Origin of the sequence: Tenacibaculum aiptasiae, from assembly GCF_008806755.1 — a bacterium.
GTDB classification, from domain to species: domain Bacteria; phylum Bacteroidota; class Bacteroidia; order Flavobacteriales; family Flavobacteriaceae; genus Polaribacter; species Polaribacter aiptasiae.
In genome coordinates, this window is the sequence record NZ_WAAU01000029.1 from 112,578 (window position 1) to 124,639 (window position 12,062).

Annotated in this window: 8 protein-coding genes; 3 read left to right on the forward strand and 5 right to left on the reverse strand. The window is 30.1% G+C overall.

The features are described 5' to 3' along the window. Positions 1–16: 16 nt before the first annotated feature. Complete coding sequence (locus tag F7018_RS15005) at positions 17–2,158, reverse strand: 3-hydroxyacyl-CoA dehydrogenase NAD-binding domain-containing protein (protein WP_150900912.1); 2,142 nt, start codon at positions 2,156–2,158, stop codon at positions 17–19. A gap of 9 nt (positions 2,159–2,167) precedes the next feature. After that, positions 2,168–3,367, reverse strand: coding sequence for an acetyl-CoA C-acetyltransferase (locus tag F7018_RS15010; RefSeq protein ID WP_150900913.1), 1,200 nt, complete (start codon positions 3,365–3,367; stop codon positions 2,168–2,170). Positions 3,368–3,585: 218 nt separating this feature from the next. Between F7018_RS15010 and F7018_RS15015 the strand changes: the two genes are divergently transcribed. From F7018_RS15015 to F7018_RS15025, 3 genes are all read left to right on the forward strand, one after another. Then, positions 3,586–4,245 (forward strand): transglutaminase-like domain-containing protein, encoded by a 660-nt coding sequence (locus F7018_RS15015; protein WP_150900914.1) that lies wholly within the window; start codon positions 3,586–3,588, stop codon positions 4,243–4,245. A gap of 39 nt (positions 4,246–4,284) precedes the next feature. Beyond that, complete coding sequence (locus tag F7018_RS15020) at positions 4,285–4,857, forward strand: TetR/AcrR family transcriptional regulator (RefSeq protein WP_150900915.1); 573 nt, start codon at positions 4,285–4,287, stop codon at positions 4,855–4,857. A gap of 87 nt (positions 4,858–4,944) precedes the next feature. Then, positions 4,945–5,679 carry an SH3 domain-containing protein gene (locus F7018_RS15025; RefSeq protein WP_150900916.1) on the forward strand — a complete coding sequence of 245 codons (735 nt, stop codon included), beginning with the start codon at positions 4,945–4,947 and terminating at the stop codon, positions 5,677–5,679. An 81-nt stretch (positions 5,680–5,760) separates the two neighbouring features. Here F7018_RS15025 and F7018_RS15030 read toward each other — a convergent pair whose 3' ends face one another. The 3 genes from F7018_RS15030 to F7018_RS15040 all read right to left on the reverse strand — a co-directional run bounded on the left by F7018_RS15030 (position 5,761) and on the right by F7018_RS15040 (position 11,923). Then, positions 5,761–8,214 (reverse strand): alpha-ketoacid dehydrogenase subunit alpha/beta, encoded by a 2,454-nt coding sequence (locus tag F7018_RS15030; RefSeq protein ID WP_150900917.1) that lies wholly within the window; start codon positions 8,212–8,214, stop codon positions 5,761–5,763. Between the two features lie 117 nt (positions 8,215–8,331). Continuing rightward, positions 8,332–11,115 (reverse strand): gluzincin family metallopeptidase, encoded by a 2,784-nt coding sequence (locus tag F7018_RS15035; protein ID WP_150900918.1) that lies wholly within the window; start codon positions 11,113–11,115, stop codon positions 8,332–8,334. Between the two features lie 97 nt (positions 11,116–11,212). Continuing rightward, a complete protein-coding gene (locus tag F7018_RS15040) occupies positions 11,213–11,923 on the reverse strand; it encodes an LOG family protein (RefSeq protein ID WP_150900919.1) in 711 nt (236 codons plus the stop codon). Positions 11,924–12,062: the final 139 nt, after the last annotated feature.

Consider the following 12,062-nt stretch of genomic DNA (forward strand, 5'->3'; position numbering starts at 1 on the left):
TTTTTATGTTAAAAAATTAATTTTTGTAAAAGATTCTATTGTTTTCAGCTTTTGAAATTTTTTCTTTTAAACTTTCTGGTAGCTTAAATCTTTCACCGTGTTTTCGAGCTAATTTTTCTGAATATGCTAAGAACTCATTAGCGCCTATATAATCTATATAAGACATAACACCACCTGTATAGATTGGAAAACCTAAACCTAATATTGAACCAATATCAGCATCTTTAGGTTCTTTTAAAACTCCGGATTCTAAACATTTATAAGAGTCTATTACCATAGCAAATAATAAACGTTTACCTATTTCTTCTTCGTCATATTCCTCTTTTACAGGAAATATAGTTTTCCAGTTTTCCCAAATATATTTTTTCCCTTCTTTCGGGTACTCATAAAAACCAGCTCCTTCTTTTTTTCCTGTTCGTTTATGAATGGTTGTAATATCGTAAATGGTTTTTTCTAGCTTTTTTTCAAAATCAGACAAGGTAGGGTCTTCTCCCATGATATCTAGCATTAATTTTAGATTAACCTCGTCGGAAACAGCTAATGGACCAACAGGCATTCCAATTTTTTTAGCAACATTTTCAATTACAGCAGGAGGAAGGCCTTCAGAAAGCATTGCGATTCCTTCATTAACAAATTTTCCAAAAACTCTAGAAGTAAAAAAGCCTCTACCGTCATTAACAACAATTGGAACTTTCTTAATTTTAGTAACATAATCTATCGCAGCAGCTAAGGTTTCATCTGAGGTTTCTTTCCCCACAATAACTTCTACTAGAGGCATTTTGTCTACTGGTGAAAAGAAATGTAATCCAATGTATTTATCTGGTTTAACAGAAGCTTTTGCTAAAGTTGTGATTGGAATTGTAGAAGTATTAGAAGCATAAATTACTTCTGGTTTTATAATAGCTTCTGTTTCTTTAGTAACTGAATTTTTAAGTTTTTCGTTTTCAAAGACAGCTTCTATTATTAAATCGCAATCAACTAAATCTTCTACTTTATCTGTAGCCTTAATTTTTTCTAAAAGAGCATTCATTTTTATTTCTGTTGTACGCCCTTTAGCTAATTTTTTTTGTTCTATTTTTTCTGAATATGATTTTCCTCTTTCACTACTTTCTATCGATACATCTTTTAAAGCTACTTCTATACCTGCTTTAGCGGTTACATAAGCTATTCCTGCTCCCATCATTCCTGCTCCTAAAACTCCTACTTTTTTATAAGAAGCTCTTTCAAAACCTTTTGGTTTAGCTTTTCCTTTAGCAGCATCACCAATAAAAATAAACGATGAACGGATAATATTTTTAGTTTCTTTAGAAAATAAAGTATCAACAAAATAGCGAGCTTCTATTTCTAAAGCATTGTCTATACTTGTTGAACCTCCATGATAAATAGCACTCAATACATTTTTTATATGTGGCATATTTCCATGGGTAGTTTTGTATGTCATGGCATTTGAAACGGAATAGAATTCTGTAATTCCCGACATTTGTCCAACACCATTTGGAGTTCCTGGAACCACAAAACGTTTGTTGTCCCATGGTTGACTAGCATTTGGATTATCTAAAATCCATTGTTTAGCCAGCTTATTAATATTATCAGTTGGCTCACAAATTTGGTTTACTAATTTGTTCTGTAATGCTTGTTCAGCTGTTAATTTTTTAGATTGCGTTATGAACTCAATAGTTTTTTGTGCTCCTAGCATACGTAAATAACGTTGTGTACCACCAGCACCTGGAAATAAACCAACAGAACATTCTACTAAGCCCATTTTATTTTTAGGGTGGTTTACCATTATTCTATGATGACAAGCCAAAGCTATTTCTACACCACCACCTAAAGCTAGCCCATTCATAGCCGCAACTACAGGTTTTCCTGAGGTTTCTAATAAGCGCATTGCTTTGTGAGTTTCCATAAGCATTTCAAAACATTCTTCACGAGACTTGTCATAATTTAAAAACCACTTAAGATCACCACCTGCAATAAAATCTTGCTTAGCAGAATTAATTACAATTCCTTTAACTGTAGAATCATTTACAGAACGTGTAACGGTAGTAAAGAATTCGTTCATGGTTTCTTGATTCATTATGTTTACTGGGCTGTTGGCTACATCCCAAGTAATAAATGCAATTCCATCTGAGTCTATTGTATATTTTATATGTTGCATGTTTTTCTTTTAAATACGTTCAATAATAGTTGCAATTCCCATACCTCCACCAACACAAAGAGTAGTTAGTGCAGTTTGTTTATTTTGACGTTCTAATTCGTCTAAAGCAGTTCCTAAGATCATACATCCAGTTGCTCCAAGAGGATGCCCCATTGCTATGGCACCTCCATTTATATTTACAATTGAATGATCAATTTTCATGTTTTCCATTAAACGTAATGGAACTACGGCAAACGCTTCGTTGATTTCCCATAAGTCAATATCGGAAGCTTCCATATTTGCTTTTTGTAAAGCTTTTTTGGTAGCTGGAGTAGGGCCTTCTAACATAATTAAAGGTTCTGAACCAATAATGCTTCCCATTTTTATTTTAGCTCTAGGTTTTAAACCTAATTTTTCACCTACTTCTTTAGAGCCAATAAGCATTAATGCAGCCCCATCAACAATACCAGATGAGTTTCCTGCATGATGTACGTGATTAATTTGCTCTATTTCAGTATAGGTATCTAAAGCAGTTTGATTGAAAAGCATTTCACCCATTTTTTGAAAAGCTGGTCTTAAGTTAGCCAGACCTTCTAGAGTGGTGTTTTCTCGTATATATTCATCATGGTCTAGATGTGTAAAACCATTAATATCAGTTACAGGAATGATTGATTTTTTAAAATTTCCAGCGCTTCGTGCTGTTGTTGCACGTTGTTGTGAAGTCAATGCAAAAGCATCTAAATCTTTTCTTGAATAACCATACTTAGTTGCAATTAAATCGGCAGAAATTCCTTGGGGAACAAACTTTCCAAAGGCAGCATCTGGTTCCATTACCCATGCAGAACCGTCAATTCCCATAGGTACACGTGACATAGATTCTACACCTCCGGCAATTATTAAATCAGACCAACCTGAACGAATACGAGCAGCAGCTTGATTTACTGCTTCTAAACCAGAAGCACAATATCTATTTAAGGATACAGCAGCTAAATGATTTCCGTAATTTGCAACTTGAGCAGCTACTTTAGCTATATTGCCACCTTGTTCACCAGCTTGAGTAACACAGCCTAAAATAACATCTTCTACTAAGGTAGTATCTAAATTGTTTCTTGTTTTAAGTGCGTTTAATAAAGTTACTGTTAATTGAACTGGGCTAACTTGCGATAAGCTTCCTGTTTTTTTTCCAATTCCTCTTGGAGTACGGACTGAATCGTAAATGTATGCTTCCATTTTTTTTAATTTTAAAGTTACCTTATGGTAACATTATGTGTAAAAAAATATTTCTTTTAATTTTTTATTGTGACTAAGTGGTTACAAATTTAAAATTATTTTTTACTTTTGAAAATAACTTTACATTAATTTACAGTTTAAATAGTGAATAATTTAATTTTTAACTATTTATTTTATTGAATTATTTGTTTTGTGGTGTTGTTTTTAAAATAATATAAATGAAGGAGTATACTACAGAAAATTTCAATTTTGATTTTTTGCATGAAAATCTACAAAATCTTTTGATAGAGGTAGATGATAATTTTAAGGAGTTAACTAAAAAAGATTTTGCAATTAAAGCTTATTATTATGTAAGAGATAAATGGCCCTATAATCCTTACAGATTTAGTTTAATAGAAGAGGATTGGAAATCATCATTAATTAGCACCCAAAAAACTGGGCATTGTTTAGATAAAGCAATTATTTATATAAGTCTTTTAAGGTCGCAAGATATTCCTGCTCGTTTGGGGTTAGCTAAAGTGAAAAATCATATTGCAGTTGAAGATATAGTTGAAAAGTTTGGAAATGATGTATTAGTTCCTCATGGTTATGTAGAGCTTTTTTTAAATGATAAATGGGTCAAGGCCACTCCTGCATTTAATCAAAGTCTATGTGAGAAGTTAGGAGTAAAAGCATTAGACTTTGACGGAGAACATGATTCTTTATTTCAAGAATATGATTTAAGCGGTAATGTCAATTTTATGGAATATTTGGAAGATTATGGTACGTTTAAAAATGTGCCTTTGTCTTATATGTTTCAACTTATGCAAGAAACGTATCCTCCATTGCAAAAAAGCGGAGTTGATTTAGGTATAGTTTTAAATCTTGCAGCTCTTTAATCTTTACTTATATTTGGTATCTCTAATAAATTAATTAAGATGAAGAGAGATAGAGCCGCAACTGAAAAAAAAATATACGATGCTTTTATTAGTTTATTGGAAAAAAAAGGTCCGCAAGGAGTTGGAATTAACGCTATAGCTAAAAAAGCTGGTGTTTCTAAAGAACTTATTTATAGATACTACGGAGGTTTAAAAGGTTTGCTTTTAAACTATGCTAAAAGTGGCGACTTTTTTAAACCTTTACATCTTGTTGATGATAAAGAAAAAAGTAGTGTTGAAGATTTAAAGCGATTTACAAAAGAAGGAACTAAGGAGTTAAGAAATAATAAAATTACTCAAGAAATTCTTAGATGGCAGCTTATTGAAAATAAGGAAGAAACAAAAGATTTATTTAAGTATACAAATAAGCAAATGGAAAAAATATTTGCTATTAATGATAGAGATTCTTCATTACAACACGCTTTTCATTTAATGATTGGTGGCTATATTTATTTTACGCTGAGTTCAAAATTTAATAAGAAGTTCATTAATGCCGATTTATCTTCTGATGAAATGTGGGATAAATTTGATAAAGCTATTGAGAAAACTTTAGATTTATTTAATGAAGAGTAAGAGTTTGATAAGGCTCTCAATTAATTAATCTTATTTATAGGTGGTTGATTGACAAAATCATATATATTTGCTGAAAAATTAGTTATTATGAAAAGAGTATATATTGCTATTATTTCAGCATCATTTATGCTATTAAGTTGTAAGGATGATAAAAAATCATCTCAAACTGAAACTTCAACAGAAATTGTTAAACAAGAAAAAGAAGAGGTTAAAAAAACTGCTATTTGTTTGTTAGAAAAGCTGTCTATTAGGGCTACTCCTAAAGCAAAAGGGAAGTGGATTACTTCAATGAGTTTAGGAGAAAAAATTGAATTAACTGGAGAAGAAGAAACAGATTCTATTTCTAAAAAACTGTATTACAAAGTAAGATTGATTGATGGTAAAGAAGGGTGGACTAGAGCTAGCTTTTTAGCTGTAGACGGTAAAGTAGCAACTTTATTAAAAGAAGCTACTGTTTATAAAAGACCTGATTTATTAACTAAAACAGACAAGAAATATAGTACAATGGATATTATTGCTGTTTTAAAAACTCAAGACGATTGGATGCTTGTGAAAGGAAAAAGAGCAGCAGGTGAGTATATTGAAGAAGGATGGATAAAAGCTGGGAATTTATCAGAATCTTCTGTAGATATTGCTGTAGCTAAGTTTGCTAATGTTGCTATGTCTAATGGGGCAATGACTGATAGAATTAAGGCTCTAGAAGAAATTGTAAATAATACAGATTTTTCTTCATCGTCATTTATTGAAAAGATTCAAGAAAAAATTGAAGATTATAAATCTAAGAATGTCAAAATTGACACAGAAGATGCTGCTTCAAATTAAATAATTGTATAAAATAAATAGAAAAGCGATTTAGAATTTAAATTCCAAATCGCTTTTTTTTGATTTATAAACTTTAAAACCTTAGTAAAGATTTTTAAATTTTTGAGGATTAGCTTCGTGCATAATCTCATATACTTTCTCAAAAACATCTTCTGCAGATGGTTTAGAGAAATAATCTCCATCTGTTCCATAAGCAGGTCTGTGTGCTTTTGCTGTTAAAGTTTCTGGTTTGCTATCTAAATGCTTGTAGCCATTTTGGTTTTCTACAATTTCTTGTAATAAATATGCAGAAGCTCCACCTGGTACATCTTCATCTACTACTAATAAACGATTTGTTTTAGCAAGAGATTTTACAGAATCATGATTTAAATCAAAAGGCAATAAACTTTGAGCATCGATAATTTCAACATCAATACCAACTTGCGCTAAATCTTTAGCAGCTTCTTCTACAATTCTTAAAGTAGAACCATAAGATACAATAGTAATATCTGTTCCTTCTTTTATAGTTTCAACAACCCCTATAGGTGTTTTAAATTCCCCTAGATTTGTTGGTAATTCTTCTTTTAAACGATATCCATTTAAACATTCAACTACTAAAGCCGGATCGTCTCCTTCTAATAAAGTATTGTAAAAACCAGCAGCTTTGGTCATGTTTCTTGGAACTAATACATGAATTCCTCTAACATTATTAATAATTCCTCCCATTGGAGATCCAGAGTGCCAAATTCCTTCTAAACGGTGACCACGTGTTCTAATAATTAATGGTGCTTTTTGCTTTCCAAAAGTACGGTAACGAAGTGTTGCTAAATCGTCACTCATAATTTGTAAAGCATATAATAAGTAGTCTAAATATTGAATTTCAGCAATAGGACGTAAACCTCTCATTGCCATTCCAATACCTTGTCCTAAAATAGTTGCTTCACGAATTCCTGTATCAGAAACTCTTAACTCTCCGTATTTTTCTTGAAGCCCTTCTAATCCTTGGTTTACATCACCAATATAACCAGCATCTTCTCCAAAAATTAAAGTTTCTGGGTACTTCTTTAAAATAGCATCAAAATTATCACGCATTATAATACGTGCATCTACTAACTTTTTTTCTTCTCCATAAGTAGGAGCTTCAGAGCTAATATTTTGTGTAGCTAATTCTGTTTCACTTAATAAGTGAGCAGAATATTTTACTGCCGCATTATCAATAGCTGCTTTAATAAAGTTTTGTAACTCTATTTTTTCAGCAAAATTTTCATCTTTTAAATAACGTAAACTTTTACGAGTAGCAACTAAAATATCCTTTCTAATTGGTTCAGCTATTCCAGCTAAGTCATTTTTATATTTAGTAATAAATGAACTATTGTTACTTTTATTAGCAACTCTTTCAAGTAATTCTACAGCTGCAGCTACTTCAGCTTTTATTTCATTAGTATAAGCACTCCATGCATCACGTTTTGCTTTACTAACTTCTTTTTTAGCTTCTTTATCTATTTTAATTAATTCTTCTTCTGATTCTATGAATTTTAAAGTACCACCTTTTTCATCTTGTAATTCAAATTCTAAAATCCATTTACGCATTTGAGCTATACAATCAAATTCTTGTTCCCATTGTAAACGCTCAGGTGATTTATATCTTTCGTGAGATCCAGAAGTAGAATGTCCTTGTGGTTGCGTTAATTCTTTTACGTGAATTAATACAGGAATATGTTGCTCTCTCGCAATTTTTGATGCTTTGTTATAAGTATCAATTAATTGTACATAGTCCCAACCGTTTACCACAAATATTTCATAACCGTTTGTGTCGTTTTCTTTTTGAAATCCTTTTAAAATTTCAGAAATACTTTCTTTAGTTGTTTGGTGTTTAGCGTGTACCGAAATTCCATATTCATCGTCCCAAACATTCATTACCATTGGCACTTGTAAAACTCCAGCAGCATTTATCGTCTCAAAGAATAATCCTTCCGATGTACTTGCGTTACCAATAGTACCCCAAGCAACTTCATTTCCTTTATTTGAAAAATTCGTCTGATTTTCTAAACCTTTTACATTACGGTAAATTTTAGAAGCTTGTGCTAAACCTAATAAACGAGGCATTTGACCTGCTGTAGGTGAAATATCTGATGATGAGTTTTTTTGAGCAGTTAAGTTTTTCCAATTACCATTTTCATCAATAGAATGTGTAGCAAAATGACCTCCCATTTGACGTCCTGCTGACATTGGTTCTACGTTTATATCAGTATGTGCATATAAACCAGCGAAAAATTGTTGCGGTGTTAATTGGTCAATAGCCATCATGAAGGTTTGATCACGGTAATAACCAGATCGAAAATCTCCATTTTTAAAAGCTTTTGCCATTGCTAATTGTGGCACTTCTTTACCATCACCAAAAATTCCGAATTTTGCTTTTCCTGTTAAAACTTCTCTACGTCCTAATAAACTACACTCTCTACTAATACGAGCAATTCTATAGTCGTTTAAAACTTCGTTTTTAAAATCTTGAAAAGAAAGTTGTTGTGTGTTAGCTACTTCGGTCTTTTGCGTCATAATCATCTAGTTTTGGTATCGACACAAAGATAGTTTTTTTAGTTGAAATCTAAAAATTTCAATTTTTATTGAATATTCTTCAAAAAAAAAGATAAAAAAGAGGTTTTGTTGAAGTATTTATAATAACCCTCTTCTTAAAAAGTTATAAATCCTGTCAATATTTGTAGTAACGATAAATCTAATTTTGGTTGGATATGCTTTTTTATTCACTTCAAATCCCTCATTTGTATAAATAGGGAAGTAGAATTCGAAGATATTTGGCACTAAGTTTAAACGAATTCCATTTTCGTAAAAGAATTTAGGAGAAGTGTTTTTATTTTTTAGCATGGCAAAATCGTTATAAATTTCTGCCCATCTCCATACACTTACACTAGTATTTATTGAAGTTATTAATTGATTAGCAAATTGTGGTTCGCTAAATTTAGATTTAAAACCACCTTGACCAATAATAAATTGTTGACTGAATATTCCTTCATTTTCTGAACGTCCAAATAAGTTTTGTTCAAATAAATAATCTGAACCTCGATTTAAACCAAAACTGAAATAATCTCCATCTGATGTATTAGATATAAAATATCCTCCAAAAAAACGAATGTCAAAGCTTTGATTTTCAGAGAAAAATCTTCGATAACGTATGTCAGTTGAAATTTTAGTAAAGCTAGAATTAAATTCAGTATTCAAAGCATATAAAGTTCTATTAACTGCATCAAAATTGGAATGGATATATCTAAAATTAATAACGTTGTATTTATCGCGATCAGTTTTAGGTTCATTAGGCAGTACTTCTTTATTAACTCTAACCATACGAGCAATTAAAAGTCTTAAGCCATTATCACGAAGTGAATTTCTTCTAAATTGAAAACTTACAAAAGGAGAGAAGGTGTTGTATTCTAATTCTGGAGCATAATGAAAATTACTACCTCTTACACCGTAACGTATTTTATATATTTTTGATTCTTTTAAGAAATGATTGTAGGAAAAAGAAAAAGAGCCTGTAAAATTTCTACTTCTTGTGCTAAAGTTTGGAGTTAGTCGAAATTCAAAATTATGATTTATTACAGATTGATTGTTAATATCAACTCCAAGTATAAGTCCATCATATAAATTGTATTTAAAATCTGGAAAATAAAATAACTGATTATAATAAGGGTTTTCTACATCTTTAAAGAAACGAAATTGTAGAGGTTTGTTGATAAGGCTATTATTGGTTTTTCTAAAATTATCCAAAGAATTATATTCAGGATAAATGTTTTCATAGTTTAAAGCTAGTTTGTTAAAATCACCTTTTTTTATTTTAATAGTCTTAGTTGAATCGATACCATCAAACCATTTTTTATATTTTATTTTTTTTTGGTTGATTCCATAAAGAGCAACTGGTGCCGAAAAACTTCTTTTGTTTTTTATAGTTACCTCTAAAGAATCTTTGTGACTAGCTTCTTTAATTTTGTCTATTTTATAGTCAATTTTTTTATTTGTTTTTATATAATCATTAAAAAACCAATCTAAATTTTTAGAAGTGTTTTTTTGAAGAATTTGAGTAAAAAGTTTACTGTTACTTAGTTTTAATTGTTGTTTGAAATAGTACTCTTTTAATGAGTTTTTTAAAATATCGCCACCGATGTAATCTTTAAGATATAGTAACCCCAAACCTGCTTTATATTTACTAACAATTTTTCTGTTAAAATTAGAGAGAGAATCGGCAGGTATATCTAATGCTTGATCATAAAATTTTCGTGCACTGAATTGATAAACAAAAGAGTATTTGTCATTTTGTTTAAGTTTAGCGATGTTATACGTTTTTATTGGCCAATATTTAGAGTACTTTCCTAATACGGTAATTTTTGGATAATTTTTTTTAATGTATTCCATCATCAAAAAAGTTTGTATACCATCAGTAAGCCAATAATCTTTTCGTTGATTTAAAATTAATACATCATCAATATATTTTTTTGCAAGTGCTTTAAAAAAGTTAATCTCCCATCTGAAGTTTTTAGGAAATGGTTTTAACCATCTAGGAAGGCCATAAATTTCATGTAAAGAGTTTTTATTAGTAGTATTCGCATCAACAAAAATTTCTGTGTGAGGGTGTTTTCCTAAGTACCCTTCAATAAATTTTATTTGCTGATTAATTATTTTAGTGGTGGTTTCACTTGGAATACTTCTTATAAAAGCATCTGTTTTAATTTCCTTATCCTTCGTTTTAAAAGATTTAAATCTACTTATAGAATCGATATTTATTATAATATCTTTTTTTCTTTTTCCTATTAAATAATATTCTGTATAAGTTTCTTTTGGGGTCTTATACTGATATAAATTACTCTCAACTGTATATTTTTTTGGAACATCAATGCTTATTTTATAATCGCTAAGGTCTTGATATAAATCGTCAATATTTAAATTACTCATTAATTCCCATTTTTGATTATAAACAGCAGGTATTATATGCCAAAAGCGTAGGTGGTATCCAGTTTTTGTTTTTCCGTAACCAGTATATTTTGAATTAGGAATTTTAATTGTATAAGTAGTTGATAAAACAATACTATCTTTTGGTTTTAGTGTTTTATTTAAAAGAACTTCTATGATGTCTGGATGATTTGTTTTTTCTTTAAAAGAAACTTGTTGGTAGTTTATTGTTAGGTTTTGAATTTTAGTAAAACCTCTATCTTCTTTTTTAGAAAAGTAGAATTCTTTTTTATAATCTTCAACAAATCTTTTACCTAATGGAGTTTCATTATTTCTATAACTATTTGCCCAATTATGTAAGAAAATAGAGTTTAATTTTTTCGAAGATTTATTATAAAAAGTAGTTTTTTGTTGAATTTTGAGCAGGTCTTTTTTAGTATCTAATTTTGCATTAATTTCGATTGAATTTGTTTGTGCTGTTAAAGAATAACAGAACAAATAAAAGAAAAATAGAAAGAGGAGCTGTTTTTGTTGCAAATTGAAAATAAAAAAAACTCGTTGAACATTCAACGAGCTTTAAATATAAATATTTTTTTTAGAAATTTGGCTTTAAATCATACTTAGCATAGAATTTATTAAAGTGTTCAACAGCTTCATCAGCAGTGTCGACAACTCTAAATAAGTTTAAGTCCTTTTCGCTAATATTTCCTTCTTCTAAAAGTGTGTTTTTGATCCAGTCTAATAATCCACTCCAGAATTTTTTACCTACTAAAACAATTGGGAAACGCCCAATTTTATTAGTTTGAATTAAAGTAATAGCTTCAAAAAGTTCATCCATTGTACCAAATCCACCAGGCATAACTACAAAACCTTGTGAGTATTTTACAAACATTACTTTACGAACAAAAAAGTAATCAAAGTTTAAGTTCTTATCATGATCTATCCAAGGATTATCATGTTGTTCGAAAGGAAGTTCAATATTTAAACCTACAGAAGTACCATTACCTCTATCAGCCCCTTTGTTACCAGCTTCCATAATTCCTGGACCACCACCAGTAATTACTCCAAATCCATTCTGGGTTAATTTAAAAGCTACCTCTTCTGCTAATTTATAATAAGGATGATCTGTTTTTGTTCTAGCAGATCCAAAGATAGACACACAAGGACCTATTTTACTTAACTTCTCATATCCTTCAACAAACTCAGACATTATTTTAAAAATAGCCCAAGAATCATTTGTTTTTATTTCGTTCCAAGTTTTCTGTTGTAATTTCTCTCTAATTTTTCTGTCATCGTTCGGACTCATACTCATTATCTTTTATATTAATGTAACAATTTACGTTGCTTAAAATTACTTTTTTAGCAAGCTTGCTAATTTAGTTATTTTCGATAATTAAAAAGCCCTTTATTTAATAATATTTCTAAGTTGATAGAAAAAACGTTCT